Below are 26,036 nucleotides of genomic sequence, written 5' to 3'. Positions count from 1 at the left end.
GCGGAAGCCGCCCAGCCCTCTCAACGCAACGTTGCGTTGCACATTAGGGGGAGGGGTCCGCAAAATGCAACACCACGTTGCGTTGCACTAAGCTGACCGCCCACTCGCACGGAAGGGGCAAACGGTGACGCGGAGGCAAGACGGGGACGGCGGCGGGCCGCGGCGCAGGGCCGAGATCTTCACGGCCACGCTCGACATGCTGGGCAGCCTGGGGTTCGACTCCCTGACCATCGAGGGCGTGGCCCAGCGCTCCGGGGTCAACAAGACGACCATCTACCGCTGGTGGTCGTCCAAGTCGGAGCTGCTGCGCGACGCGCTGCTGCACTCGCACGTCCTGCGCTTCGACCCGGCCGACACCGGCAGTCTGCGCGGCGACCTGACGGCGATCGCCGAGCAGGTCCAGCAGCTGCTGGACGACGAGCACCGGCGGACGATCGTCGAGGCCGCGCTGGTCGGGGCGGTGCGCCACCAGGCCATGAGGGACCTCGTGGTCTCCTTCCTCGACGACCGCTTCGGCCGCCACCAGGCGGTCTTCGAGCGCGCGGTGGCCCGGGGCGACCTGCCGCCCGACGCCGATCCGGCGCCGCTGGTGGACGCCATGGCCGGCGCCCTGTGGATGCGGATCCTGGTGCGCCGGGGCGCGGTCGCCGACACCTACACCCGCGACCTCGTCGCCATCCTGATGGACGGGGTCACCGCGGCGGCCCGGCAGGCCGGCGCACCTGCTCGGTGACGCCGCGCAGGTGCGCCAGGACCTCAGCGCAGCGCCTGATTCGTCGCGTGATCCGCGAGACACCCGCGGCAGAAGTCAGTTCGGGCCTGTTCCCGTCCCTGATCACCGACACCCGGCCGCGCGCGAACGGGTGCCGCACCTCGCGGTCCCCCGAAGCGGTACTCCCGGCCGCGGAGTACGTTCGGGAGTACGGGGTGCGGCCTGGCCACCTGGGCCGCGACGGGGGCCGCACCCCGACAGCGTCATGTCGGGCGCAACCGCGGCCGGAGCCGGGCCCCGAGACCGCCTGCGAGCGCCTCGCTCACGCGCCGTAGTCCCGCCCATGCTCCGACGCACGTTCCTGACCGACGTGGCGGGCACCGCCATAGCCCCCGTGCTCGCCTCCGACCTCCTCGCGCGCAGCTTCGCCGCACGGCCGGCCGGCTGGCCCTCCACGGAAGAGCGGGAAGCGAAGCCGGCCGCGTATGGGACGTCGGACCAGCCAGTCCGCCGGGCCTCGGCTGCCGTTCCGCGCAGTCCGGCCGGCAAGGCCAGCGTCAACCGTAGGCCGCCCGACCCGGAACGGAACCGGTCGATCGTCCGCACCTCCCCCATGACCCCCGACAGCCCGTACCCGGCGCGGCCAGCCGGCACGCCGCCGCCCCCGACGGCCCGGCCTCCAGCCCGGCCAGTGCGCCGGCGTCTTCGTCGGTGGACCAGCCCGACAGCGTGTCCTCGCCGGCCGGGTCGTCGGCCAGGGCGAGCAACGGGTCATCAGCTCCCCCCCCCCCCATCAATATCGGAGGCTGACTGGCCAGGACTCTCCAGCAAGGTGGCCAGGCATTCGGGGCGCTCTTCGACCACGAGGTGTCCGGCCTCGGGGACCACTACCGGCTCAGCGCCGAGTGTGCCGCGCACTGCCGGGCCGAGCCGCCTCGGAGGGAGGAAGACGCCATGCTCCCCGGTGACGACCAGGCGGGGAATCGACCGTCAGGCGCAGGCCATGGGCGGGTAGATCATCACGCCGCCGACCGTAGGCACGCACCGCGTGCCCACCGGCAGCTCCCCCCCCCGGCCACTGCCTTTGCGCCCCGTACCTGGTTCGGCCACACCTTTACGGGCCGGTCGGGGCGTATCTCGACGAGCGGGAAGTCCGTGTACGTGCACGCCCAGGCGGTCGTGCCCGACACGTTCAGGGCGTAGCAGTCGAAGAGGCCGGGAATGCTTGCGCCGTCGGACGCCCAGTAGAGGTGGCCTGTGGGGCTCCAGCGGCGGATTCCGGGGGGGGGATGGCCCGGACTCCCGTGATGTCGGGGTGGCCAGTTCCTCGGCATCCTCGTCGGTGGACCAGCCGGACAGCTGGGCGTCGGCGGCGGCACCGTCGGCCTTCTCGGCCAGGCCCGGATGCGGGTCATCGAGCGGGGAGCGGGACCTACGGCGCCGGCCTGCCCCGCCGCGCGCGACCGACGAGGCCGATGGCGGGGCCACCGACGCAGGCGCAGCGCGCGTGGCTGACCGGCCTCGGGGGGAGCGCGCCCGGGTGGCCGCCGAGCGACCGGCCGTCCTCACTGGACTCGGGGCTCTCTGACCGGGCCACACTCCGCCCCGGCATCACCGGCCGAAGTGTGCGGCGGCCGCGCAGCCGGCGGCTGCCCGTTGAACGTCCCGAGGGGTGGTCGGAAGCCTGTATTTCCATCGACCCGTACCGAATTGTCACCGCGGACGTCTCCCCGTTCTTCCCTTTCGAAGCCAAGCGATAATTGGCGCGAAAACGCCGTTAAGCCGGTGTTACCTCAAGTTTCGCCAAGATCCAGTGACACCGGGCGTCAGCGTTCTTAGCTTCCTCGTACACGCGTTTTGACGGTACTCCGTATCCCGCGGTTCCACGCGCACCTGCGATCCCGCTCCGCGTCCCGCGTCCCCGAGGAAAGAGTTACAACATGAAGGTCCCCAAGGCTGGTGCGATGGCCGCTGTGATCGGCCTCGTCGCCCTGACCGCCACCGGCTGCGGCGACGAGGGCCCCAAGGGGACCCTCTCCATCGGCGTCGCCTTCGACCAGCCCGGTGTCGGCCTGCGTGAGGCGGGGGGCGTCTTCTCCGGCTTCGACGTGGACGTCTCCAGGTACATCGCCAAGGAGCTCGGCTACAAGCCGGAGCAGATCGAGTTCAAGCGGGTCGACACCTCCGACCGCGAGCTGCTGCTCCAGTACAACGACGTCAAGTTCGTCGCCGCGACCTACTCGATCAACGACAAGCGCCGGGAGAAGGCCGACTTCGCGGGCCCGTACTTCACGGCCCACCAGGACCTGCTCGTCCGCGCCGGCGACCCCACGATCACCAAGGCCGAGGACCTCAACAACAAGAGGCTTTGCTCCACCGTCGGCTCCACCTCGGCGCAGAACGTCAAGCAGAACCTCGCGCCGAAGGCCAGCCTGCTCGAGCTCGAAGGCTACTCGGAGTGCGTGATCGCCCTCCAGGAGGGCTCGGTCGACGCCATGACCACGGACAACGCGATCCTGGCCGGTTACGCCGCCCAGAAAGGCAACACGGGCAAGTTCCGCCTCGTCGGGCTGAACCTGAGCAACGAGAGCTACGGCATCGGCATCAAGAAGGGCAACCGGGAGCTGCACGCCAAGATCAACGCCGCCCTCAAGAAGATGGTCCAGGACGGCTCCTGGGACGCGGCCGTGAAGAAGAACTTCGGCCGGGCCAACTTCAAGCACGAGCCCGCCCCGCAGGTCACCTCCGCGGGCAGCTGACGCCCCCAGTGCCAGCACGCCCGCGCGAACCTCGATGCGCGGAGTCGGCCCAGGGGTTGACGACACGGGTACCGCTTCTGGCGATGCGCACGGGAGCTTGCCTCCAGCCTGGGGGGGGCGAGGGTGTAGAGGCCTCCATGAGTACGCTCGAAGCGCCCTGGCGAGCCGTGCTGGACGCGGACGGCTGCCCGTACACCGTCCACGAGCACGCCGCCGCGCACAGCGTCGCCGAGCGCCAGTCCCTGCCCTTCCGCTGGTCGCAGGCGGTCAAGACGCTCGCCTTCACCGCCCCGGACAACCCGCTGCTGCTCGTGGCACTGCGGGCGCAGGACCGGGTGGACTTCGCCCGCCTGGCGGCCGTGCTCGGCACCAGCCGCTCCCGGCTGCGCACGGCGGACGCCGCCCTGCTCGCCGCCGAGGGCCGGCCTGACCCCGGCCGGTATCGGTCTGGTCTGCGACACGCTCTGGGGTCTGGGCGCCTCGGCCGCGCGGTCCTGGTGTGCCGGCTCGGACCGGCGCCTGTCGATGTTCGGCGGCGCGGGCGGCATCGCCCTGATCGGCCTCGGGCTCACCGTCGCCGCCACCCGCCACTGACCCCTCCTGGACCAGGTCGGCCGCCGCCGAGCCGTACGGAGCCGCTGCCGGACGGCGCCAAGGTCTTCAACACCGCCGGCGCCATCCTGATGGCCACCTGGACCGGCGTGCGAACCGTCGGTATCACCGACTCGACCGACTGGGCCCCACCGGTCTGGGCGGGTGCGAGGACCGACGGCCGTCGGCGCGCCCGACGACGGGACCAGCGGAATCAACTCTTCGGCAGGCGCTCATGCCGCGCCCGGAACACGCTCCCGCTGCCTCGTGCCCTCGTGGAAATGGCGACAACCGCCCCTCCACGAGGCCTAGGCTCGTGCTTGCGACCGCCCGACGGCGTCGCGGCTGAATGGGGGAGAGATGCAGATCGGTGTGTACCTGGCACATCCACGGCCGGGCAGTTTCAATCACGCCGTGTTCGATGCGGTCGTGGAGGAACTGCGGGCAGGAGGGGCCACCGTGCTGGCACATGATCTGTGTGCCGAAGGGTTCACCCCCGTGCTGTCCGCCGACGAGACGGGGACCGTCGAGTCCGCCGGACGTGCCCACGACGCGCAGGTGGCGCTTCACCGGACGGAAGTGGCCACACTCGACGCGATGGTTTTTGTCCACCCGAACTGGTGGGGTATGCCGCCCGCTGTTCTCACGGGCTGGGTGCAGCGCGTGTTCGCGCCCGGCGTCGCCTACAAGCTCGGTACCGCGGAGGGTGAACCCGCCGGCCTGCTGAAGGCGCGCAGGGCACTCGTGCTGAACACGTCCGACACGCCCGCCGACCGCGAGGAGGACGAGTTCGGGGATCCTCTGCAGAGGATCTGGGCCGCATGTGTCCTGCCCTACGTGGGAGTTACCGACGTCCGCCGACTCGTCTTCCGGACCGTCACCGACTCGGCCGACGAGGAACGCGCGGCCTGGCTGACGCAGGCGCGCGGGGAGGCGGCCGCGCTCCTGGCCTGACCGGGCCGCGGCGATCGGTCAGGGGCTTCACCGCATCGGCACCGCGCGCTGATGGGCGATCACTGCGGGTTCAGACACTTCGCCATCCAGGTCGAGGCTAAGGGGGTACACCGAACAACACCAATGCCTGTGGCGACAGCGACGTTGACAGGAATCGGCATGGGGAAAGGAAGCGGGGACCAGGTTGGACGTCGTGACCGCGGACGAGTGGCCCGAGACCGCCGCCACAGACCTGCCCATGGTGACAGTGGGCATCGACCTGGCCGGATACTCCAAGACGACCGGGGTCTGCCGGGTCACCTGGGCGGAGCAACCAGTCGTCGAGCTGCTCGATGCCAGGAACGACGAAGACCTGCTGGCGGCCATGCGCAGTGCCGACAAGACCGGCCTGGACTCGCCCGTCGGCTGGCCGGTGGCGTTCATGTCTCTGCTCGCCGCCCACCAGGCCGGCACGAAGCTGCCGGCACGGACCCGGTACGTGCCTCACCCGGGCGGTGCTGACGGGCTGGGAACGTTCACCCATCGTCTGACCGACGACCTGGCCTGGAAGCGCACGGGTGCCGGGAAACAGCGCCCCCTTTCGGTCGCTACCGACAAGCTGGGCGTCGTCGCCATGCGAGCAGTGGACCTCTTGGAGCGTCTGGCCGAGGCAGGCCCCTCTGTTCCCCGCGACGGCTCCGGCTCGGTCGCCGAGGTCTACCCGGCGTTCGCACTGATCCAGTGGGGGCTCGCCAACAAGGCCGGTTACAAGGGCTCCAAGCCCGGCGCTCTGGCTGCGAGGGCCGAGATCCTTGCCGGCCTCGCCGACGGCTTGAACCTCGATCTCAGCGAATGCGTGCGCGACCGGTGCAGGCGCAGCGACCACGACCTGGACGCCCTGATCTCCGCGGTCGTCGCCCGGGCCGCGGCGTGCGGGATGACCCACTTGCCGACCACGGAGGAGGAACATGCCCTGGCCGCGGTCGAAGGCTGGATACACCTCCCCCGGCGAGACCTTCCGCTCTCCGCCGTGCGGGACGGAGCAAGCAGCGGCGTACGCTCGGCTGCGTGCCTCGCCATGCGAAGAAGCCCCGCCGACTGATCGCCGACGGTCGTGTGTACATGTGGACGATGCGCCACAGCCATCGTAGGGACGACGACGGCCGGTCCGTGGACTGCCGCCACGTCGTGACCCTGACCCCGCAGCCGGCCGGCGCCGGCGGCCCGCTGCGCATCGTCTTCGCCGACGGCCCCGGCCGGTACGTGCCGGGCGGGGCCCCCTTCGGCTCGGGGGACGTGGGCTTCACCCGGGGTGCAGACCTGAACCTTCACGAGCCGGGCGCCGTCCGGGCCCTGCTCGACGTGGCGCTGGCCCGCGGGTGGCAGCCGGGCGAGCGGCGGGCGGCGGAGGTCGACGGCTGGTCCCTGCTGGAGGCGGCGGCCGCCGCGAGAGGCGGGGCAACCGCCGCCTCCGAGGGCCCGTAGGGGCGGCTCCTCTTCGGCTGACTTCATTGGTCCTCGCAGGAGCGCTCCGCTGGGCGATGGAACGTCGGTGGGATCGGTCAGACTCCCTCTGTCCGGCGTCAACGCCCCGGTGCGCGCCCTGGCCCGCGGATCACCCGGCCGTGATCGGTCCGAGGTAGGTGCCGCCGGAGACGTCGATGGTCTGACCGGTCACCCAGCGGCCCCGCGGGCCCGCCAGGAAGCCCACCACATCCGCGACGTCCTCCGGCTCGCCGATCCGTCCGAGTGCGGTGATCGACTCAAGTCCGGCCATCGCCTCGGGAGCGCCGGTCCACCCGGCGGTCAGGTCGGTCAGCACCACCCCGGGTTCAACCGTGTTCACGGTGATCCCGCGCCCGCCCAGTTCGTTGGCGAGCGACGGGCCGAGGGCAGCCAGCGCGGCCTTGGTGACGGTGTAGCCGATCTGGAGGGGATTCGCGATCCGGGTGGCCGCCGAGCCCACGTTGACGATCCGTCCCCCGTCCCGCAGCAGGGGCAGCGCCCGCTGGAGCACGAAGACCGGCGTGCTCACGTTCACGGCCAGAAGCCGCTCCCATTCCTCCTCGGTGAGCTGCCCGAGCGAACTGACCGAGTGGATACCGGCGTTGTTCACCAGGACGTCCAGGCCGTCCGCGCCGTGGTCCGCCAGCCCGGCGGTGAGCCCGTCGAACAGTGAGTCCACCGCGCCGCCCTCACCGAACCTGGCCCGCACCGCGAACGCCCGGCCGCCGGCCTCGGAGATCCGCGCCAAAGTCTCCGCGGCAGCCTCCTCATTGCCCCCGTAGTGGACCGCGACCAGCGCCCCCTCCGCGGCGAGCCGCAGGGCGACCGCACGCCCGATCCCCCGCGAGCCGCCCGTCACCAGTGCGGTCTTACCGTCCAACTCCCCCACGATCGGATCCCCTCCTCACGCCCCGGTCGACTCCGGGAACGGTTCACCCTATGGGGCCACGGTGAAGTGCGGTACGGGTCCTCCCGCGCCCACCCCGGCCATGCCGTGCCAGCCCGGGATCAGCACGTGTCTTCGATCAACGGGCCCATAACACCCGCCACGGGCAGCGGAGTTGACTACCAGGCTCGGGGCAGCAGGCCACAGCCGCCGGGCAGGGACACGGACGTGCTCAACGCGCCCGACGCCGAGGTGCTGCACCGGGTCCGGCTTCGGCCCCGCCCGCCCCAGCAGGCTGCCCCGGCGCCGACCTGCGGAGCAGATGTGCCGACGCCGCCAAAGCCCCGCCGCAGCGTGAACCACCGCGACGCAGATCTGCGTGCCGCGCCCCGACGAGGAGTGCGGCTGCACGCGGCCTCCGCGGCCGCGACGGCGGTTCCGGCGGAGAAGGGCGCGGCCGGCGACATCGACTGGCTGGTGTCGGTCGGCTCGACGATCGTGCGGGCCCACCAGCACGTCGTGGAGGGCTTCCGAGGGCATCTCGGATCGGTCACCATGGAGGTCCGTCGGCGATCCGAGGGTGGGATGAGCGAGGGTGGGAACGTTCCGGAGGGGCAACGGAGCAAGCCGGAGCAGGTCGGGCCCGCCCCTTGGCTGGCGCTGGCCTGTCTGGTCGGGCTGGTTCTGGCCTACGTCGTACTGACGAACTTCACCGCCGAGCTGCGGGCGGCGCTGTGGGGCGAGCCCGGCACCGTGACCGGAGCCGACTGCCGTACGTACGACAACACCGTGGCCAATGCGGGAACGTCCACGTCCTGCTCGGGCGCCTTCACTCCGGACGGCGGCGGCTCGTCGTTCGAGGTCCCCGTCGAGGGCGACGTCGATGTGCAACCGGTCCGCGCGTGGCTGGTGGACGGCACGTCCGGCACCGCGTACGTCTCACCCACGCTGTGGGCGGGGGTGGTCCCGGTGGGGCTGTCCCTGCTCCTGGCCGGCTTCCCGGCGGCAGTGACGGTAAAGCACGTGCGCCGCGTCCACGCACAACGCCCGGGAGAGCCGCCGCACGGACCGCGCGGGCGTACTCCGAGCAGCATGGGACGCTCGCCGCGCCGAGGCGTGCGGCCGCCCTGGACAAGCCGACGGGGCAGTGGCTGACCGACGCAGTAGCTCTGCGATCAGAGCCTCACGCCTTCTCCGTCCCGCGTCACGCAGGCGGGGTGCCTGGGGGCATGTTCGACCCGGGAGCCCCTGCGGGGCCGGCAAGAGGAACTGCCGCCGTATCCGGGCTTGCGCCGTGAACGTGCTCCCGAGAGCCAGGTGGTGCGCTCCGCCGGTGGAGTGAAGGCGGTTCCTGTGCGGGGAAGGCGCGTGGCCGAATTGGATCAAGGAATTCCGTCAGACGCGGATGAATCCGCTACAAGGGAGCAGCCTTGACCAAATCGATGGTTTTCGGTGAGCTGGAGCTTGCCTTCACCGACCAGTACAGCTGGCGATGGGATGACGAGGACACGGGCGGCAAGTACTGGGTGAGCTTCTGGCACCCCAAGCCCCCACAGGGCTTCCACGCGCTCGGGACGGTCGCGCTGCCGGCGTGGGGGTCGGAGAACCTGAACCCCAAGACCCCCAACACCAAGGTCAAGGAGCACGTCGTCTCGCTGTGCGTGAAGGACGGGCCGGCCAAGGCGAGTGCGGGCAAGAAGCCGCCGCTGGCGCATCCCGAGGACTACACCGTCGTGTGGAAGGACGTGGGCAGCGGCGGCAAGCACTACGGCGCGTGCTGGCGTCCGGTCGCGCCCGGCGGCTACGTGGCGATGGGCTGTGTCATGTCGGAGAACAGCTACGACAAGCCCGCGCTGACGGAAGTGATGTGTGTGCGGGAGGACCTCACGCACCTGGCGGACCTGAAGTGGGTCTACGAGGACAAGGGCACCGGGGCGAAGGACTACTTCAGCGTGTGGGCGAACCAGGTCCCGCCCGCCTACCGGGACGGACGAGACGGCGGCCACCGGGCGCTGGTCGCGCCGAACACCTTCACCGCGGCATCGAGCTGGGACGAGCCCTCGAAGGGGGCGCCGGAGCGGCGGGTGCTGTGCATCGAGATGCCGGTGGAGGAGAAGTCGCATCCGGACGGGTTCCCGAAGCTGACGGGCACGACCCGGCCGGCCGACCGGACGCCGGAGACGACGGTCAACGCGGTGTGGGTGCCGTTCATGGCCGTGAAGGACGACGACAAGTCGGCGTCGTGGAAGCTCACGAACTCCCCGTTCTACCGGATCGAACGCCGCGCGTCGTGGTTCATGCACCGTTTCATCAACAACACGACCAGCACCGCGCAGTCGGTCTCGGAAACCGTGACGGTCGGCGTGGAAAGGGAAAGGAGCGACACCTTCAGCGCTGAAGTGGGCATCTCCGTCAGCTCACAGGTAGGCGTCAGCTCCGGCATCGCGAGCGCCTCGGTCACCACCACCTACAGCCTGGCACTGGGCTACTCGAGCAGCACCGCCACCAAGAACCTCGAGCACAAGGCCGTCACCCACACCCTGACGGCGCCCCCGAACAAGGCGGCAGCCATGTGGGTCGGCGATCACACCATCCAGGTCACCCGCCAGGACGGCACCCACGTCGGCACCCCCCTCACCTTCCACGGAGACAGCGCGCACTTCGACGAGTTCCCCGACTGACCAACCACCCCCACGCCGGTCAAGGCCCCCGCAGCAACGCGAGGGCCTTGCCCCGCCCCGGACGGCATGCTGTCCCTCGGGCCACCTACCGTGCTCAGTCACACCGGGTGTGACTGATTCCCAATCGTTCTTGTCAAGGTCGCGGAGACCTGCGCGGTCGTTGAGAGAGTCTGAGCAGCTGAGTGGGCTGGCTGCCACGAACGCCGTTGTCAGAGGCCTGTTGGACAATCCGTTCCGTGACCGCAGCGGAGAGACCTGCAGTGGCAGGTTCGGTGCGGTCTGAAAGATCACAAGGAGGACGGGTTGGAAGACCAACGGGCAGCGGATGATCTCACTCGGCGCCTTGATGAGCTGGCGGCCGGACTTACGGATCAGGACTGCGACCTCGACGACCTTGCAGAAATCGAAGAGGAGCTCGTAGCCGCCCGGCGGCGGGAGCTGATTCCGCACCTGGAACGGCATCTCGCGACAGCCGTGGAAGCGGGCAACTGGTACGCCCGTCATGTACTCGCCCGGATCCTGGCCGAGACCGCTGGCCACACGTCCCTTGCCGCCCTGCTGCGGGCCTACTCCCGCGATCTGGGTGACGACCAGGACTCCCTCTCGACGAGGCTCTATGTACTCGCGCAGGAGGACCCGGCCGCCGCGCGTGAAATTCTCCTGCCGTGCGCCGTTGGCAACGATGAAGACCATCGCAGGGCAGCAATCTGGCTGCTCGGCTTCGTCCCCGAACCCGGTGATCTCGATCTGCTGGCCCACGCTGCGCAGGACTCGGACGAAGGAGTCCGCAACGCAGTCGTTGGCACGCTCGGCAGTCACGGGACAGAGTCGGCGGCCATCGATCTGCTGTTGGACCTGCTGAACGACCCTTCCCCGCAGGTGCGAATCTCCGCCCTCAGCTCCCTCGGCTTCCTTCAGCAACCCAGAACCCTGCCGAAGATCCGCTTGCTCGCGAACGACGACAACCCCCGTGTCCGAGCTTGGGTCGCGATCGCCTTGGGCCGCTTTCCCGCCCCAGAGTTCGCAGACCCCGCGACCTCAGCCGTGCTCGACCAGCTGGCAGCAGACGCCGACCCGTACGTTCGCGACCAGGCAACCGAGGCCCGTCAGCGCAAGCCCCTCCGCAGCTGACGATCACAGCAACCGGGCTGGGGAACGACGAGCGGTCTGGGGAAGATTCGGGATCCGCATCAAGGGCGGAAGGCGTGCGCTTCATGCGGCGTCGGCCAGGCCCGGCTGCGGTGGCTGGGCTGTCCATTGGCGTTGGTCGCGTATGAGGGCCCACAGAACATCGAGGCGACGGCGGGCGAGGGCGAGGATCGCCTGCTTGTGGCTTTTACCCTCGGCTCGTTTGCGGTCTGCCCGGGTGCGGTCGGCTGCGAGGTCGTAGCGGCGGGCGGTGAGGATCTTCAGGTCCACCGCGATCTCATCCCATTCCTGCAAGGGCTGCAGGTCTCGACGCATCCGTGCTTGGTCGGCGATGACGTAAGCGTCCTTCGCGTCGGTCTTGCCGTCACCTCGGTAGCCGCGGGAGGCGTGGTGGACGGTCCGGCCAGGAATGTAGAGGAGCCGCTGTCTGTGGCTGGTCAGGAGGCCGATCAGCAGAGCGCCCCCTCCGGCGTTCAGGTCGACAGCCCAGGTCACCGGGCTGTCCTCGGCCAGTGCCAGGACATCGCCGATCAGCTCCAGGAGCTCGGGCTCGTTGTTGGGAACCCGGCGCGAGAGCACCTTCGTCCCGTCCGTGTCGATCACTGTGCAGTGATGCGCGGCCTTGCCGGCATCCGTCCCCGCCCAGAGCTCGGGCACCCGAGCCTCCCTCGTCGTCCGGTTGACTGGTCCCTGCAGACGACCACGCCGACGTGTCCTTACGAAGCGATCTCTGTTCGCTTATCCCAATGAGTGGCCGTGTCGTCGCGGGGCACTGGGCGGCCAATCAGTCAAAGCCACACCTTCGGCAGGAGCGCCGTCTAGCCACGCCCAGGCCCCTGGGTCTCCCGATCGTACGAAGGACCGGAATCAACCCGTCAACAAGGTAAGGAGCACGGTAGGTGGCAAGTGAGCGCCATGCTTGGCGGGCGAGTGTGGGTGTCGGGGCTGGCATGATCGCCTGGTGACAGATCTTCGCTCCCTCGCATGCCGGGGATCGGTGCGGCCGTGCTGCCGGGGTGGGTGCTGATGGCCCGGTGGTTCCGCCGACGGTCAAAACCCGACGAGGAGCTGGCCGAGCTGGTGGTCGAGGCGGAGCTGGGCGACGACGTGGCGATGGGGAACCTGGCGACGGCCCTGCATGCGAAGGGTGACCGCGTCGGCGCCCTTCGCTGGTGGGGCCGGGCGTGGGCGGCCGGGAACGTGGTTGCCGGCTTCAACCTGGGCATGCTGTACGCGGTGGCTGGTGACGCGAACCACGCGCAGGTGATCTGGGAGAAGGCCGCAGCGCTCGGTGATCCGGACGCCATGCTGGGCCTCGTCAGGCAGGCGCTCGATCGTGGGGATACGGCTGGTGTCGATCGCTGGGCACCGGTGATCCTCGCGCAGGACGAGGCGTTCCCGATCACTGCGTTGGGCGTGGCTTTCCGGGACCACGGCGATCTGACGCGGGCTGTGCAGGCGTTCCTGCGCTCCGAGGATCTGGGCGACGGGTACGCGATGGAGTACCGGGCCCGAATCCCGGCTGCCCAGGGGCTGGACGAGGAGGCTGACGCGCTGCGAGCACGGGCGGCGACGGCGGAGCGGATGCTCTGAGGTGGGGGCCGACCTCGGCCGCGCACACGCCCGGCGCCACACAGCCCGTCGGCAGGGAGGGCTCAGCCGGAGGAGGAGATCGCCCTCAGCGGTCCAACGGCTCCCCACGCAGCCGGTCCCACGTCTTCGCACTCACGATGCCGTCGGCCTTCAGCCCATGGCCCCTCTGGAGACGCTTCACCGCCGACTCGGTTCCCGCTCCGAAGTAGCCGTCCACACCCTTGGGCCCCACCGCGTAGCCATGATGCTGGATCAGCAGCGCCTGAATCTCCTTCACCTTCGCCCCTGCGTCACCGCGATCGGTGTACGCCGACCCCGAGTAGTAGCCGCAGTACGTCCCCTCCAGCGACGACTTGCACACCCCCGCCTTGGCTCCGGCGGCGAATGTCTCACTCGCCAGACCAGCCGGCACCACAACCCCAGCAAGCACGGCGGCCGCAGCCACCGTCATCCCCACGCGATTCAGCACGTCGGCACTCCTTCCATTCCGGCGGGGCCGGCCCGCCACTTGGGACATTTCACAACGAAGCCATCCCCGCCCCGGCCGCAGAGGCGGTAGACCGAGGGGGCGCACAGGAGCACACGCCGCATCACCCCGGCGCGCGACACACCAGCGGCACAGCGCGCCCCTTGACGGCGACTCTGTTCCAGTCAGGCGTCCTCCTCCCACCCGGCGATACCGTCAGAACGCGCTGACTACTGCACTACCCCAAGGTCTGAAACGCGCCAGGCAGAGCGGCCGACGTCGTGAGCGCGCGACCTGTCCACGCGTCCCTGAGCCCGAGGGTGCACCCTCTGCCGGACGGTCAGACCCGTAGGACGGTGAACAGCACGGGCGTGTGGATGCCGAGGTGAGCGGCGGAGTCGGCCACGGTTGCGGCGAGCCAGCCGACAGCGTCACAGGACCACTCCGCCAACTCACCGGAGAGTGTCATTCCATGCAGGGGCGGACCGTTCCAGAAGCCGTCTTCGAACGGCGGCGCCGGAAATTCTCCCAGGGGAAGGGCCTCGTCGATCTCGCCGGCGAACATCTTCTGCTCCGCAGCGACGACGTGGCGGGCGAGCTGCGGCGCCACCACGGGGATCGACGGGTCGACGCCGCCGTCGATGCGGACCTTCACCGGCACCCGTGCCCGGGGGTTGCGCTCGCCGAACCAGTCCGAGGTCCGCATCGACGGCACCCATGCGTACGGCGGGCGTGCCGAGGCTTCGATGCCCTGCACCGGCAGAAGGATTTGGACCGCGGTGAGGTGCACGGTGCCGACCCGTTCTGTCGTGTCCTGCGCGCAGTGGAGGAACGGCTGGACGGGGAGTGGCCGGTCGTCGGCCAAGGCGCTCGCCTCGACCTGGAACCACGAGATCAGGTTCGGCTGTGGAGCGGCCAGGGGGTGGATCCAGCCCGCGTCGTTCATGGCCCACAGCCCCGGCGCGGCGTGCGTGCGCCGATCGGCGACACTGCCTTCCTCGGCGCCCGCCCTGTCGTCGAGCCAGCCCATCGCGAGCGATCGCTGATGGAACAACTGGTACGCATCGTGTTCCGACGCGGGATCCCGCCACGCGTGCGGGACTAGTTCTCCGTAGAGTGCGGCGAACATGGTTCCCGTAGTGCGACGAGCAGAGGGCGCCACACCCGGCTGCGCGACGGCATCCTGCTCCGACATCTGGTCCGACATGTCGCTCTCCCTCTGGATAGACTCGACGACCTGCCACTGGAGGGGGCGGACAGGGCCTCTCAGTACACTCGGCAGTTCACTTCAGCCTGGTTCACAGGCTTCTCTCCTGTGTCGGTCTCGTCGATCACATCGACGTCCACATGGTTGCGCCATGAGGTGCGACGCTCCCGCCACCCGGCTTGAGCGTCTTGGTCTCCGGGCCTGCCTGCTGGCGCCAGGTGTTGTCGGTGTGCCACTCGTGCAGGCAGTTGAACACCGTGGCGCGGTCGCTCCTGCAGTTGCCCTTCTCCCACCACCCGTGACCGGAGGCTGCCGCTCCAGTGCTCGACCGGTGGGGATTGTCCCTCCCGCTGACCGGCGTGCATCCAAGCGCAGCAGCGTTCCGAGTCGTACCTGATTCATCGGCCGCATCCGTGTCGATCACCCGACCGGCGGCGTCCAAACAGACCGCGGCCGTGCCGGGACCAGAAAGCGCGACACCCGGCGCCGCAGTGTCCGCCGGCACGTCACCGGCTCGGTCGGATGCAGCTGTCGTCCCAGCCGATGCGCCGCCGACCAGCCGCGCGCTTGACCTACGTCCACGGCCGCCGAGCTGTACGCCACCTTCGCCTCCGACGCCAACCTCGCGGGCGCCGTCGCGTCACCTAGCACGGCCGTGCGGGCCTCCGCAGGTCCCCTCCACCCGACCCGCGCGCCTCCCGCCCATCGTGTCGGGCCGCCTGGCGGCCTGAAAGTGCCGCGCGAACGGTCCGGGCGAAGCGCTCGTGCACCGACTGCCGGGTACAGCCCAGGGGGCCGTGGGGCGGATGGTTGACGGTGAAATCTTCGGACGCCCTCGTATCTCCCCCGGCGCCTTAACCTCCGTGCTTCGGTGCTTACTTGAACGCTTCACTATGCGCTCCGAACGGATGCGCCCCCGGTACGACGGTGGTTCAGTGGAAGAAGAGGCAATCCGCAATCAGGACTCGGGGGCGAGAGAAACAGTCGAGGGAGGCCGTGATCATGAACGGCTTCAAGCTGGGCGAACCTTTGGACCAGAGCAGTGAGGGCTTCCACAACATGGCCCCGCCCGTGGTGTTCAGCACCCAGGCCACCGGATTCGTGGAGCTGAAGACCCCTGAGGATCTGCGCGCCTGGGAGGTGGCCCTGCGCACCACCACCGGCATGGAGATCTCTGCCGAGGCGCTGGCCGGCCACACGTGTGAGACGGGGTGCGGCCCCAACTGCTGCTGCGACAAGTGCGACGCGGCATGATCCTGGCCCTGTCGTACCACGAGGACCTGCACGCCCTCGCCGTCCAGCTCGCCGTCCGCGCCCGTGGCGAGGAGTTCCACGTCGTGGAGTGCGACTCGGTGAGCGGCAGACCGGGCCTGTCCTGGGAGCTGGCCGGAGTGCTGCCGGAAAACGGCTCGGGCTCCGGCTCAGGCTCCTCGGCCGCCGTGCTGACGTCGGAGGGGCGGACGGTGGCCCCCGGTGAGGCGGAGCTGCTGTGGTGGCGGCGGGCACGGGCGGACCAGCTCGCCATGTCCGGCGTGACATCGGGTGACGGGGAGGTCGGGGCGCAGCAGGTGACTTTGGTGAACAACGACTGCCGTGGAGCGCTGGCGGGCATCCTGGCCGCCTCGTTCCGCGGCGAGTGGATCTCCCCGCCGGAGGCGACCGACCGGGCGGGGGACAAGGTCTACCAGCTGTGGGTGGCCCAGCAGGCCGGATTCCGCGTGCCGCGGACGCTGATCACACAGTCGCGTGACGAGGTCGTCGACTTCGCGCGCGAGGTCGGGCGGGTCATCGTCAAGCCCGTCGTGGGTGCGCCGGGCCCCTCCCTCCTCACCCAGCGGATCGACGACCCGCTGTCGCTGCCCGCGGAGTCCTTCGCGGTGTGCCCGGCGACCTACCAGGAATACGTGCCGGGGCGGCACCACATCCGGCTCAACTGCTTCGGCGACCGGATGTTCGCGGCGCTGATCGAGACGGAGGAACTGGACTGGCGGCCCGACCTCCGCGTCCCGATCAAGCGGTGGCCGGTGCCCGAGGACCTGGCCCGGCTGGTCCGCAGGACCCTCGACCGGCTGGAGCTGCCGATGGGGGTGATCGACCTGAAGCTCACCCCGCAGGGAGAGGCCGTCTGGCTGGAGGTCAACCCGCAGGGGCAGTTCCTGTTCCTGGAGCCGATCACCGGCGAGCCGCTGACGGAGCACTTCGCGGACTATCTGGTCGACACCGCAGCGAAGGCCGCGGGGGCGGCTACGCCTGTGGCGGTGGGCGGCGGCCGCAGTTGAAGCGCTTGCACGACACGCGGCGGACGACCGCCGTCGTGCGCGGCCGGGCCAGGGCCGTGCGGGCGCAGGACTCCGCCGACGTGCCACTCCGTCGCCGGGGTGGCGTGACTCCCGTGCGCCCCGCACCGGCCCACCGGGCCACCCCGCCGGAGAAGATCGCGTTCCAGATGAAGGCCCCGATCTGGTGCCGCAGTCCAGGGCGCGTTGTGCGACGGTCAGCGCCAGTGCGCTCATGCCCACCCCTGCCAGCCCGGCCACGACGACGACCCGGGCGGCCGCCAGGACGACGACCCCCCACCGCACGGAACGCCCCATGGCAGCACGATGACACCACGTACCGCTGCGCCGCGCCGGAATCGGCGCAACCGGGCCGCCCGCCGTGCGCGCGGTACGGAAGGGGTCGTCGAGACCAGCCCGGCTTGACGAAGGACCTATAGCCCACTAGCCGTGTTCGAGCGGCGAGACGAACACGCACTGCGGAGTGACGCCCTCGTCGTAGCCGGCTGCGCTCATGATCATGAACTGGAAGCCTTCCGCGTCCGGGTGCCGCTCGTTCGTACGCGTACGGAGCCAGTCCCGCAGGATCCGGTACGCCGGCTTCTCGTCCGGGTCGGGTAGGCCCTGTGCCGCGTGGAAGGACAGTTCGCGGCACAGGTCGAGGACGGCCTTCTGCTCGCGCCGCTCGGGGAACCACACCATGTGCCGGGCCGTCCGTTCCGCGATGCGCGAGACGACTTCCCAGTCGGAAGCGCTCCCCCCTCTCGTCGGGCGGTACAGGAGGTGGAGGTCGTGCGTGACCGGCACCGGGGCGAACAGCCGCCAGTCGGGCAGGATCAGGCCGGTCCGGTCCAGGGCGCGCAGCCGGTCGAAGACGCGCAGGGGGTGCTGGCTCAGGGCGGTGGCGGCCAGGGCCGCCCCCAGGATCACTTCCACCGCCAGGGCGATGTGGGGCCGTGTCCTGGTGGCGGTCTCGCCTCCGCGGTGGAACATCGGGCTCATCGCGGCACGTCTCCGTCCGGGAGGCCCGCGCAGAACGCGGTGATGACGGCTGCCGTCCGCGTCGCGCTCCCGCGCGACAGGAGCAGGTGTCCGGGTCGGGCGCCCGGCACGACGTGCCCCGCCACGGAGCCGGGCAGCGGGAGCTGGGGGGTGTGGGCGGCGGAGACCAGGCAGACCGGGGCCGCGGAGCGTGCCAGCATGGCGGGGGTGACCGTGCCCAGGTCGCCCATGGTGGTGCTCTCGTGCCGCCCCGTCCGCCACATGCTCGGGTCGCGGTACTGGTCTTCGCACCGGGCGCGGGCGTTCTCCGGCAGGCCCGCCACCCAGTCCGGGGTGGTGAGGAGGCCTCCCCAGCCCAGGCGCAGCGACCACAGGACCAGCGGGGAGATGCCGCCGTGTCCGGTCCCGTCGGTGGACGCCACCCCGTCGGGCCGCAGCACGGGTTCGAGGAGGACGACGCCGGCGGTTCGGCCGGTGAGGCGTTCGGCGGCCCGCACGGCCAGGCCCGCCCCCAGGGCGTGGCCGACCAGAACCAGGCGGCGCTCGCCGCACACGTGTCCCACGAGGTCGACGAGGTCCTCGACGGCTCGGGCGGTACGGGGCGTGCCACCGCGGGCCGGGCGACTGCGCCCGTAGCCGGCCCGGTCGTAGAGCAGGTGTGACGGCCCGCTGTCGGCGGATGTCAGCGCGGGGGCCAGCCAGGCCCAGTGCTCCATGGTGGCCAGCGAGCCGGTCGCGAACACGAGCACCGGTGGCTGTGGGTCCGCCGGGTTCTCGCGGGAGGTGTCGGCGAAGCGGTACGCGAGTTCGTTGCCCGATCGCACCGTGAGCAGGCGTTCGTCGGCGTGCGCGGTGAGGATCCGGCGGCGGCGGGCGGCGCGATCGGCGAACCCGGCCAGCGCGGCCGCCCCGATGCCGCCGGCGGCGATCCGGACGACCCGGGCCTCAGCGGACATCGCCGGACCTCGCCGAGACCCGACGCGCGGTGTAGAGGATCGCCGGGTAGGTGGCGACGAAGGCGAAGAGGAAACGGCCCAGTCCCATGGCGCGCGCGTTGACCAGGTGGAAGACCGTACCGGCCGAGACGAACACGGGGGCGTACCTGCCCCGGCCGAGGAAGTAGAGGAGCCCGAAGCCGCATTCGCCCAGCACCACCGCCGTGCCGGCCGTACACGCGGTACGCGGATGCGTGCGGACCAGTTCGAAGGCCTTGCGGTCGCCGTACGTCTCGGTGCGCAGCACGCCCGGCAGGGCCTCGCCGGAGCGCCACTCGGCGCCCGCGAGCTTCGAGTAGCCGGCGACGGTGTACGCCAGGGTCGACTGGGCGGCGATGTACCAGAGGCAGGCATCGGTGACTCGGGGTCCGCCGCCCGCGAGGCTTGCCAGTGCGGACGCGGCCTGGACCTGGAAGAGCAGTTGCTCAGAGCCGTCCGACTGGACGGTGTGGCGTCGGTGGGTGACCGCCGAGGACACCGCGAGGAGGGCCAGCGCCGCCGAGCGCGTCGTCCGGCCGGGTCGTGCCACGAGCAGGGTCACGGAGGCGGCCAGCCGGATCGTTTCCAGGACCTGTTCCGTGCGGCGTCCCGATGAGGCCTTGACCAGTGCGGAGAGGAGCTTCGCGTCCGCGGGGATCCGCCGGCTCATGAGATCGCCGCGCAGGACGGTGCCGTCGCGGTGATCGGCACGTGCCGATACGAGGGCTTCGAGGGAGCCGACGACTGCGGCGGCGGCCGCCAGGCGGTCCGTCAGCCTCAGTGCCGTCTCGGGGCGGGTCGTGCTCTCGGCGTACGCGGCCCTGAGCGCTCGGAACATGTTCACCTCGTCGGTCGGGGTCTTCCTCGGCGGTGCGGCAATGACGAAGCGGCTGCCGGCACGGTGCGTGCGGGCAGCCGCTGTGCGGGCGTCAGACGCAGCAGGGGAACTTGTTCACGACCAGGTCGCCGCCGGCCGCGGAGCGGTCACCGGACGCCTGCACCGCGTAGGAGGCGCCTTCGGTCTGCTCGGTCCGCTCCGCCGCGGCGGCGGGACCAGCGGCCAGGACGCCGACCGTGAGAACGCCGCCGGCGATGGCGAGAATGCGCGATCGGTCCATTTCAATGCTCCATTCTGAGGCTTTTTCAACGAGAAACGAAGCGGGGGTTCGGCGGGCGCACGCAATGACGTGAGCATTCGCCAAAGAAGAGGAATCCCCCGTGGATCCGGACTCGATGGCCCGACGGGACAGATCGAGTCACCGTCAGGAACTCCGGTCCGCTACGGCAGCCACAGTACGCGGCCGACGCGGCCGCTGTTAATGACCGGAGAGTAACTTGAGGTAGATCTGAGGATCACCTGAGGCTCCCCCAAACGCGCAGGTCAGAGCGCTTCGACAATTCGGAACTTTTAATTCCAGTGAAATATTCGACCCACCCAGGGTGATCGGTGCACGGAATAAAGGATTCAAGATCACGTACCCTCAACTCTTGCTCAAATGAATTGAGACAGCCCCGATCCATGAACAAGACTCGAATCCAGAACGGCCCGGGGAAAAACTTCTCCAGGGCCACGCAATCAAGAGGAGAATTGTCATGGCTGTCGCCACCCTGATGCCCGCCACCGCTGCCGACCTTTCCGACTTCGACCTCGAGCTCGACCTCGCGGTCTCCGCGGAGCTCGACGCCTCCCTGCAGCCGATGGCGGGCTTCACCAAGATCACCTGCGGTTCGAAGTCGGCGACCTCCACGATCATCAGCTGTGTGGACGAGCTCGGCCCGACCTGCTGCGCCTGACGCCGAACACGTACCAGGGCCAGCAGTGACGGGGCGCCGCGACCCGGCAGGGTCGCGGCGCCCCGGCGCTCCCCCACACCCCACTCCCCGGAGGGACCCCGCCATGGCATCGCAACCGGACTTCTCCGCCACGGGCCCGATGCTGCTTCGGCTGGCCGCCCTGGAACGCGGAGCCCTCTGCGTTCCGCTGCCGCGCCCCGACGCAGCCGGTTCCTTCGCCGACGAGGACCTCACCTCCTACGTACGCGCGCTCGCGGCCCACCCCGTCTTCCGTGAGACCGTCGAGGTCTCCAGTGGCTCCCTCGCGGCCCTGCTCCGCAAGGTCGAGTCGGGTGCGCGGGTCGAACGCAAGCACCTGCTCAAGGCCTGCCTGTCCATGTCGCGCTACGCGCTGCGCGTCACCGGCAGGCCGACACCCTTCGGGCTGAGCGCCGGGGTGACGGCGCTCCACAGCGCGGACCGCGCCCGTGCCGTCATCGACGGCCCCGGGGACAAGCACGTCCGCCTCGACGCGGGCTGGTTCGCCGCGCAGGCCAGGACCTGGCTCGAAGAGCCGCGCCTGCGCCACGCCGCCGACGTGCTGGTCAACGACCTGTGTTTCCTGCGGGGAGACCGGCTGGTGCTCGGGTGCGGCCGTGACGACTACCGTGGCCGCGAGGTGACGGTGCGCGCCACCGCCTTCGTCCGCTGGGTACTGAACGAGGCGGCCGCACGCCCGGTCACGTGGGCGGCTCTGCTCGACAGGGCGGTCGCAGCCCATCCGGCCGTGGACCGGGAGCGGCTGGACGCGGTTCTGCTCCAGCTGGCACGCACCGAGTTCCTGCTGACCACGCTCGCCCCCGAGTCCCTGGACGAGAAGGCCCTGGCCCGTGTCCTGGACCTGCTGGGCGAGGACAGTGCCGAGGGCCGTCGCCTCACCACGGTCCTCGGCGCCCTCGAGGAATTCCGGAAGGCTCCGCCGGGTGGCGGCGCCGGCCTGTGGCACGCCGTCCACCTGGCCGCGGGGGTGACCGGCCCCGACGCCTGCGTGGCACAGGTCGACCTCGCCATGGCGGCGGACGTCGCGGTCCCGCCCTCCGTCACCGAGGAAGTGGAGAGGTACGCCTCCGCGCTGTGGAACATGACCCCGCAGACCGAGGTCTACGCCCACATGCGCGAGTACCGCGAAGCCTTCATGGACAAGTACGGCGAGGCGGGCGCCGTGCCGCTCCCCGAGCTGATCGACCCTCACACCGGCCTCGGCTTCCCCCGTGGCTACGGCAACCCGCCGGTCTCCCGCGACGCGCGCCTCGCCGCGTACGAGGGGAACAAGGAGGACACGCGGGACGGCCGCCGCCTCGAAGTGCTCGGCCGGCTGATCCAGCGCGGAATGCTCAGCCCCGACCGGGAGATCAACCTGAGCCCCGCAGACGTCGAGGCACTGACCGCCGGGCACGCAACGCCTCCCCCGCCGGCGCTCGAGCTCACCTTCCAGCTGCTGGCGGACCACACCGACGACCTGGACCGCGGTGACTTCACGCTGGTCGCGGCCCCGATGATCGGCTCGGCCACCGCCGGAGCCTCGATGGGCCGCTTCGCCGCCATCGCGGGCATCGAGCAGCCGCTGGGCACCCTGCTCCGCGCACCGGCCCCCGAGGGCATCACGGCGCAGCTGGTGTTCAAGCCGATGAACTCCCGGGCCGGCAACGTCACCCAGGCCGGCCGGCTCGTCCCGTACGAGATCGTCGTGGGCGGCATGCCCGATGCCGGCTCCCCCGCCTCCCTCGACTGGCGCGACCTCCTCGTGGCCGCCGACGGTGAGCGGCTCTGGCTCGTGCACGCGCCGAGCGGGCAGGAAGTGCACCCCGTGGTGCCCCACATGCTCAACCTGGAGACGCACGCGCCCAATCTCGTCAGGCTGCTCGCGGAGATGAAGCACTCCGGAGCCGCCCGCATCCTCCAGATCTGGGACTGGTCCGGCTTCGGCGCCGCCCCCTGGCTCCCCCGGGTCCGCCTGGGCAAGGCCGTGATCTCGCCCCTGCGCTGGCGCCCCAGCCTGGCGATGCGCGACGGCGCCCACTCTCCCGAGGCCTTCCTGACGGCACTGGAGGAATGGCGGGAGGAGCTCGGCGTGCCCGACCGGGTGTGTGTCTCCCAGGCCGACAACAGCTACGAGATCGACCTGCGCGAGCCGTTCCACCGGGAGCTCCTGCGCAGGGACGTCACCAAGGCGCAGGTGAGGATCACCGAGACGATGCGTGCGCTCGGGTCCTGTGGCTGGGCCGGCGGAAGAGCGAACGAGATCACGGTCCCGCTGGTGGCCCGCCTGCGGCCCGGCGCGACCCGCACGGCGCCGCCGCCCAGCCCGGTACCGGCCGTGCACCACTCACCCGGCGGAGAGTGGTTCTACGCCGAGCTGTCCGCCGTGCCGGAGACGCACGACGAGTTGATCTGCTCCCTCGACGAGATGCTCCGGCCCCTTCACGGACAGCTGGACAGCTGGCACTTCGTGCGCTTCCTCCACCCCGAGCCCCAAGTACGCCTAAGGGTCCGCTCGTCGGATCCGGACATCGCCGCAGGCCTCCAGGCACAACTGGAGCAGCTGCGCGTCCGCGGGCTGATCAGGGGATTCCGGGTGTGCCCGTACGAGCCGGAAACGGCCCGGTACGGCGGTCCGGACGTGATGGCCGACGCCGAGTCCGTGTTCTGCCTCGACAGCCAGACCGCGGCAGCGGAGCTCCGGCTGCTGCGGAGCGGGCGCGGACTGTCGCGGGAGCAGCTGACCGTGGCCAACTACGGCCTCATGCTCGACGCCCTCATGCCGCAGGAGTGGCCGGAGTGGATCGGGACGTTGTTCCCCAAGTCCACCGACGGCTCCCTGACGCGCCGGCTCGTCTCGGACACCGCACGCCTGGTCGTCCCGGGGGCGAGCGCCCTCAACCTCGAGCAGGCCCTCGCCACGCCAGGCCTCGCCGAGACCTGGCGGACGGCGCCGGCTCTGGAAGCGGTGGCGACGAAGCTGGACGCCGTCGCGCGCCGGACCGGCAGCCAGGCCGCCCGGCGCCGGGCGGTCCTCAGCTTCCTGCACATGCAGCACAACAGGCTCGTCGGCATCGACCGGGCGGCCGAGCTGCGCACCCTGACCCTGCTCGCGCACATCGCACGGGCACACACCGACCGTCTCAAGCACCACGGGGGACAGCGATGAGCGAGCAGACCCGCCGGACAGCGCGGGCGGTGGCGGACGCCCTCGCCGACCGCCTCGCGGACCCCCGGGCGATCCCGGTCGGCGACCTTCCCGGCGAGGCCCGACACGTCAACATCTCGGAGGTCGAGGCGGGGACGCTGGCCCGCGGTCATTCGGGCATCTCGCTGCTCTTCAGCAGCCGGGCCACGGGGAACTCCGCCGCCGCGGCCCACGGACACCTGCAGCACTGTTCGCAGCTCCTGCGCAAGCTGCCGCAGCCCGGGTTCGGCATGCAGGCCCACCTCACGGGGCTCGGGTTCGCCATGCTCGCGGCCCGCACCGCCACCGGCGGCTACGGCCAGGCCCTGGAGCAGCTGGACGAACACATAGGCCGGGCGGCCGAAGCGCTGTGCGCCCCTGCCGCAGCCGGGTCACGGGAGCTCGACCGGTTCGACGCCGTCAGCGGCCTCACCGGCATCGGCCGCTACCTGCTGCTGCGCGGCGAACCCGTGGCGCCGACGACGGAGAAGGTGCTGGACTCCCTGGTCTCCATGGCCCTCGAAGGGACGGCCCCTTCCGCCTCCGCCGACGGTGGCCTCCCCGGTTTCTGGGCGGACGAAGCCCCCTCCCCCTACTTCGCGGCCGACTCCGACGTGGCGCGGCACGGCCATCTCAACCTCGGCCTCGCCCACGGGATCCCGGGACCCGTCGTGCTGCTCTCGCTCGCCTACGCGCAGGGCATCCGCCGGCCGGGGCTCCTGGAGGCGGTGGAGCGGCTGTCGGACCTGCTGGTCGACTGGGTCCAGTACGACGGGTACGGCCCCTTCTGGCCCGGCTACCTCTCCCGGAGCGAGTTCCTGACGGGCACCCTCGCCTCTCCCCGTACGCGCCAGTTCCGCTGGTGCTACGACGTACCGGGGGTGGCCAGGGCCCTGCAGATCGCCGGCCGGGCCACGGACCGGCCCGACTGGACCGCTCTCGCCGGCGAAGCGGTGGCCGCGGCACTCTCCGTACCCGCCGAAGCCTGGGGGGAGACGGGCATGGGCATGTGCCACGGCTGGGCCGGTCTCCTGCACCTCCTGGGCCACTTCACGGACGGCCCCCACGCCACGGCCGTCAGGGCCGCCCGGGACGACATCGCCACGCGGATCACGGACGGCTTCAACGAGGCGTTCCGCTTCGGCTACCGCCCGGCCCACGCGGACAACCCGCACGGCGGCGACTACCCGGGGCTGCTGGACGGTGCGGCCGGGATCGCCCTGGCACTGGATTCCTACGCGGACGAGGGAAGGCAGGCGTTCCCCTGGGACGCCGCCTTCCTGACCGCCTGATGCGGCGAGGAGCGGGCACGGCATGAGCGCACAGCACACATTCGACCCCTCTGCCCTACGGCTCGGGCCGCACGCGGAGCCCCTGCCGCGGTTCCTCAGGAGGGCCGCCGACGAACTGGAGGGACACGGCACACACGACCCGCGCCTGGTCGCGGCGATCGAGGCCCTGCTGGCCGGCGGACTGGACGCGGTGCACGAGAGGACGGACCGACCGCAGTGGGCGGAGTACCGGCTGCACCTGCCCGCGGCCATGGGCCAACCGGAGCTGTACGCGGCTCTCGGCCACCTCGCTCGGCAACTGCTGTCCACGGAGCGGGCCGAGGACTTCTTCTTCATGCACAAGGAGCCGGGCATGCGGGTCCGGTTCAGGTTGCCCGCCTCCGGCGGGAATCCGCAGGAGACGGTCGGCGTCCTCGACGCCGCCATGGCCGAATGGCGGCACCGGGGGCTGGCCGAGGCCTGGTCACGCGCGGTGTACGAACCGGAGCAGCACCTCTTCGGCGGGCCGGTGTCCATGGCGAGCGTGCACCGCCTCTTCACCGCGGACTCCCTCGCCTGGGCGGAGCACTGGGCGCGCCGGCCCGAGGACCGCAAGCCGGCCTGGGCGGTCTCCCTGGTGATGATCGAGGCCCTGCTCGACGAGCTCCGGATCGTGGGCTGGGAAGACCGCGACGTCTGGGACCGTCTGCGCCGGCAGGCCGGGCGGAGCATGGCCGGCGAGGAACCGGAAGGCTGGGGCGAGACCGTCACGAAGATCCACCGTGTGTGGTCCGAACCGGGCAGGCTGGCATCCATTACCCGGCCCTGGAACCTGCCGTACCCCGAAGCGTTCGCGCGTGCCGCCCGGACGGAGTGCCCGCGCTGGCTGGCGGAGTACTTCGCCTCCCCCGAGGCGTACGTCGGGCCGCGGGAGGCGGCCGCCTTCTTCATCGTCTACCACTGGAACCGCGCGGCACTCCCGTTCAGCCGGCAGTGCGCGATCGTAGAGGCGCTGCTGCGGTGACCGACCA

The 26,036-nt window shown here is 70.8% G+C and carries 22 protein-coding genes and 2 pseudogenes; 16 read left to right on the top strand and 8 right to left on the bottom strand.

Annotated features, from left to right (window positions below; translation table 11 throughout):
* The first annotated feature begins 124 nt into the window (after nucleotides 1–124).
* The 6 genes and pseudogenes from D1J60_RS35780 (at nucleotide 125) to D1J60_RS35745 (ending at nucleotide 6,480) form a co-directional block, all read left to right on the top strand.
* Nucleotides 125–733, top strand: a complete 609-nt coding sequence (locus tag D1J60_RS35780; RefSeq protein WP_125824659.1) for a TetR/AcrR family transcriptional regulator — start codon at nucleotides 125–127, stop codon at nucleotides 731–733.
* A gap of 1,919 nt (nucleotides 734–2,652) precedes the next feature.
* Nucleotides 2,653–3,471 (top strand): glutamate ABC transporter substrate-binding protein, encoded by an 819-nt coding sequence (locus D1J60_RS35765; protein ID WP_125824658.1) that lies wholly within the window; start codon nucleotides 2,653–2,655, stop codon nucleotides 3,469–3,471.
* Between the two features lie 423 nt (nucleotides 3,472–3,894).
* Nucleotides 3,895–4,065: pseudogene (locus D1J60_RS38465) on the top strand (LysE family translocator); the annotation flags it as partial.
* Nucleotides 4,066–4,422: 357 nt separating this feature from the next.
* Entirely contained in the window at nucleotides 4,423–5,016 is a 594-nt protein-coding gene (locus D1J60_RS35755) for an NAD(P)H-dependent oxidoreductase (protein ID WP_125824656.1), read from the top strand.
* 193 nt (nucleotides 5,017–5,209) lie between these two features.
* Nucleotides 5,210–6,097, top strand: a complete 888-nt coding sequence (locus tag D1J60_RS35750; RefSeq protein ID WP_347147216.1) for a DUF429 domain-containing protein — start codon at nucleotides 5,210–5,212, stop codon at nucleotides 6,095–6,097.
* Nucleotides 6,064–6,480 (top strand): hypothetical protein, encoded by a 417-nt coding sequence (locus D1J60_RS35745; protein ID WP_241253686.1) that lies wholly within the window; start codon nucleotides 6,064–6,066, stop codon nucleotides 6,478–6,480. The genes D1J60_RS35750 and D1J60_RS35745 overlap by 34 nt, the downstream gene beginning before the upstream one ends.
* 130 nt (nucleotides 6,481–6,610) lie before the next feature.
* On the opposite strand, the gene D1J60_RS35740 is transcribed toward D1J60_RS35745, so the two are convergent.
* Nucleotides 6,611–7,390, bottom strand: coding sequence for an SDR family oxidoreductase (locus D1J60_RS35740; RefSeq protein ID WP_125824655.1), 780 nt, complete (start codon nucleotides 7,388–7,390; stop codon nucleotides 6,611–6,613).
* Between the two features lie 225 nt (nucleotides 7,391–7,615).
* Between D1J60_RS35740 and D1J60_RS35735 the strand changes: the two genes are divergently transcribed.
* From D1J60_RS35735 to D1J60_RS35725, 3 genes are all read left to right on the top strand, one after another.
* Nucleotides 7,616–8,542, top strand: a complete 927-nt coding sequence (locus D1J60_RS35735; protein WP_125824654.1) for a hypothetical protein — start codon at nucleotides 7,616–7,618, stop codon at nucleotides 8,540–8,542.
* A gap of 275 nt (nucleotides 8,543–8,817) precedes the next feature.
* Nucleotides 8,818–10,068 (top strand): Vps62-related protein, encoded by a 1,251-nt coding sequence (locus D1J60_RS35730; protein WP_125824653.1) that lies wholly within the window; start codon nucleotides 8,818–8,820, stop codon nucleotides 10,066–10,068.
* Between the two features lie 303 nt (nucleotides 10,069–10,371).
* Complete coding sequence (locus D1J60_RS35725; RefSeq protein ID WP_125824652.1) at nucleotides 10,372–11,199, top strand: HEAT repeat domain-containing protein; 828 nt, start codon at nucleotides 10,372–10,374, stop codon at nucleotides 11,197–11,199.
* Between the two features lie 228 nt (nucleotides 11,200–11,427).
* Here the strand turns inward: D1J60_RS35725 and D1J60_RS35720 are convergent.
* Nucleotides 11,428–11,874, bottom strand: a pseudogene (locus D1J60_RS35720) (IS110 family transposase); the annotation flags it as partial.
* A 327-nt stretch (nucleotides 11,875–12,201) separates the two neighbouring features.
* Between D1J60_RS35720 and D1J60_RS35715 the strand changes: the two are divergent.
* Nucleotides 12,202–12,810 carry a hypothetical protein gene (locus D1J60_RS35715; protein WP_125824650.1) on the top strand — a complete coding sequence of 203 codons (609 nt, stop codon included), beginning with the start codon at nucleotides 12,202–12,204 and terminating at the stop codon, nucleotides 12,808–12,810.
* 85 nt (nucleotides 12,811–12,895) lie between these two features.
* On the opposite strand, the gene D1J60_RS35710 is transcribed toward D1J60_RS35715, so the two are convergent.
* Nucleotides 12,896–13,279 (bottom strand): peptidoglycan-binding domain-containing protein, encoded by a 384-nt coding sequence (locus D1J60_RS35710; protein WP_241253685.1) that lies wholly within the window; start codon nucleotides 13,277–13,279, stop codon nucleotides 12,896–12,898.
* A 337-nt stretch (nucleotides 13,280–13,616) separates the two neighbouring features.
* The gene (locus D1J60_RS35705; protein ID WP_241253684.1) at nucleotides 13,617–14,483 is read right to left on the bottom strand and encodes a hypothetical protein; all 867 of its coding nucleotides are present in this window, start codon (nucleotides 14,481–14,483) and stop codon (nucleotides 13,617–13,619) included.
* A 1,002-nt stretch (nucleotides 14,484–15,485) separates the two neighbouring features.
* Between D1J60_RS35705 and D1J60_RS35695 the strand changes: the two genes are divergently transcribed.
* Both D1J60_RS35695 and D1J60_RS35690 read left to right on the top strand, forming a co-directional pair.
* Nucleotides 15,486–15,737, top strand: a complete 252-nt coding sequence (locus tag D1J60_RS35695; protein WP_241253683.1) for a hypothetical protein — start codon at nucleotides 15,486–15,488, stop codon at nucleotides 15,735–15,737.
* On the top strand, nucleotides 15,734–16,762 hold the full coding sequence (locus D1J60_RS35690) for a hypothetical protein (RefSeq protein WP_241253682.1): 1,029 nt from the start codon (nucleotides 15,734–15,736) through the stop codon (nucleotides 16,760–16,762). Before D1J60_RS35695 ends, D1J60_RS35690 begins: the two co-directional genes overlap by 4 nt.
* Nucleotides 16,763–17,203: 441 nt before the next feature.
* Here D1J60_RS35690 and D1J60_RS35685 read toward each other — a convergent pair whose 3' ends face one another.
* The 4 genes from D1J60_RS35685 to D1J60_RS35675 all read right to left on the bottom strand — a co-directional run bounded on the left by D1J60_RS35685 (nucleotide 17,204) and on the right by D1J60_RS35675 (nucleotide 19,853).
* On the bottom strand, nucleotides 17,204–17,761 hold the full coding sequence (locus tag D1J60_RS35685) for a hypothetical protein (RefSeq protein ID WP_125824648.1): 558 nt from the start codon (nucleotides 17,759–17,761) through the stop codon (nucleotides 17,204–17,206).
* The gene (locus D1J60_RS35680; RefSeq protein WP_164721115.1) at nucleotides 17,758–18,717 is read right to left on the bottom strand and encodes an alpha/beta fold hydrolase; all 960 of its coding nucleotides are present in this window, start codon (nucleotides 18,715–18,717) and stop codon (nucleotides 17,758–17,760) included. Before D1J60_RS35680 ends, D1J60_RS35685 begins: the two co-directional genes overlap by 4 nt.
* Nucleotides 18,707–19,573, bottom strand: coding sequence for a hypothetical protein (locus tag D1J60_RS37595; protein WP_164721114.1), 867 nt, complete (start codon nucleotides 19,571–19,573; stop codon nucleotides 18,707–18,709). The genes D1J60_RS35680 and D1J60_RS37595 overlap by 11 nt, the downstream gene beginning before the upstream one ends.
* Before the next feature lie 91 nt (nucleotides 19,574–19,664).
* Nucleotides 19,665–19,853, bottom strand: coding sequence for a hypothetical protein (locus D1J60_RS35675; RefSeq protein ID WP_125594457.1), 189 nt, complete (start codon nucleotides 19,851–19,853; stop codon nucleotides 19,665–19,667).
* Nucleotides 19,854–20,328: 475 nt separating this feature from the next.
* On the opposite strand from D1J60_RS35675, the gene D1J60_RS35670 reads away from it, so the two are divergent.
* The 4 genes from D1J60_RS35670 to D1J60_RS35655 all read left to right on the top strand — a co-directional run bounded on the left by D1J60_RS35670 (nucleotide 20,329) and on the right by D1J60_RS35655 (nucleotide 26,029).
* Nucleotides 20,329–20,529: a hypothetical protein gene (locus tag D1J60_RS35670; protein ID WP_125594456.1), complete on the top strand. Its 201-nt coding sequence runs from the start codon at nucleotides 20,329–20,331 to the stop codon at nucleotides 20,527–20,529.
* Nucleotides 20,530–20,632: 103 nt separating this feature from the next.
* Nucleotides 20,633–23,716 (top strand): lantibiotic dehydratase, encoded by a 3,084-nt coding sequence (locus D1J60_RS35665; RefSeq protein ID WP_125824646.1) that lies wholly within the window; start codon nucleotides 20,633–20,635, stop codon nucleotides 23,714–23,716.
* Complete coding sequence (locus tag D1J60_RS35660; RefSeq protein ID WP_125824645.1) at nucleotides 23,713–25,026, top strand: lanthionine synthetase C family protein; 1,314 nt, start codon at nucleotides 23,713–23,715, stop codon at nucleotides 25,024–25,026. Before D1J60_RS35665 ends, D1J60_RS35660 begins: the two co-directional genes overlap by 4 nt.
* A gap of 22 nt (nucleotides 25,027–25,048) precedes the next feature.
* Nucleotides 25,049–26,029 carry a thiopeptide-type bacteriocin biosynthesis protein gene (locus D1J60_RS35655; RefSeq protein WP_125824644.1) on the top strand — a complete coding sequence of 327 codons (981 nt, stop codon included), beginning with the start codon at nucleotides 25,049–25,051 and terminating at the stop codon, nucleotides 26,027–26,029.
* Nucleotides 26,030–26,036: the final 7 nt, after the last annotated feature.

It is taken from the genome of Streptomyces sp. W1SF4, assembly GCF_003950035.1.
Lineage (GTDB): Bacteria > Actinomycetota > Actinomycetes > Streptomycetales > Streptomycetaceae > Streptomyces > Streptomyces racemochromogenes.
This window is presented reverse-complemented; position numbering and strand designations above follow the sequence as displayed.

Coding starts and splice junctions, on each gene's coding strand:
- D1J60_RS35765 (WP_125824658.1), top strand. CDS start 2,653: ATGAAGGTCCCCAAGGCTGGTGCGATGGCCGCTGTGATCGGCCTCGTC.
- D1J60_RS35755 (WP_125824656.1), top strand. CDS start 4,423: ATGCAGATCGGTGTGTACCTGGCACATCCACGGCCGGGCAGTTTCAAT.
- D1J60_RS35715 (WP_125824650.1), top strand. CDS start 12,202: ATGCCGGGGATCGGTGCGGCCGTGCTGCCGGGGTGGGTGCTGATGGCC.
- D1J60_RS35705 (WP_241253684.1), bottom strand. CDS start 14,483: ATGTCGGACCAGATGTCGGAGCAGGATGCCGTCGCGCAGCCGGGTGTG.
- D1J60_RS35695 (WP_241253683.1), top strand. CDS start 15,486: ATGAACGGCTTCAAGCTGGGCGAACCTTTGGACCAGAGCAGTGAGGGC.
- D1J60_RS35690 (WP_241253682.1), top strand. CDS start 15,734: ATGATCCTGGCCCTGTCGTACCACGAGGACCTGCACGCCCTCGCCGTC.
- D1J60_RS35685 (WP_125824648.1), bottom strand. CDS start 17,761: ATGAGCCCGATGTTCCACCGCGGAGGCGAGACCGCCACCAGGACACGG.
- D1J60_RS35680 (WP_164721115.1), bottom strand. CDS start 18,717: ATGTCCGCTGAGGCCCGGGTCGTCCGGATCGCCGCCGGCGGCATCGGG.
- D1J60_RS37595 (WP_164721114.1), bottom strand. CDS start 19,573: ATGTTCCGAGCGCTCAGGGCCGCGTACGCCGAGAGCACGACCCGCCCC.
- D1J60_RS35675 (WP_125594457.1), bottom strand. CDS start 19,853: ATGGACCGATCGCGCATTCTCGCCATCGCCGGCGGCGTTCTCACGGTC.
- D1J60_RS35670 (WP_125594456.1), top strand. CDS start 20,329: ATGGCTGTCGCCACCCTGATGCCCGCCACCGCTGCCGACCTTTCCGAC.
- D1J60_RS35665 (WP_125824646.1), top strand. CDS start 20,633: ATGGCATCGCAACCGGACTTCTCCGCCACGGGCCCGATGCTGCTTCGG.
- D1J60_RS35660 (WP_125824645.1), top strand. CDS start 23,713: ATGAGCGAGCAGACCCGCCGGACAGCGCGGGCGGTGGCGGACGCCCTC.
- D1J60_RS35655 (WP_125824644.1), top strand. CDS start 25,049: ATGAGCGCACAGCACACATTCGACCCCTCTGCCCTACGGCTCGGGCCG.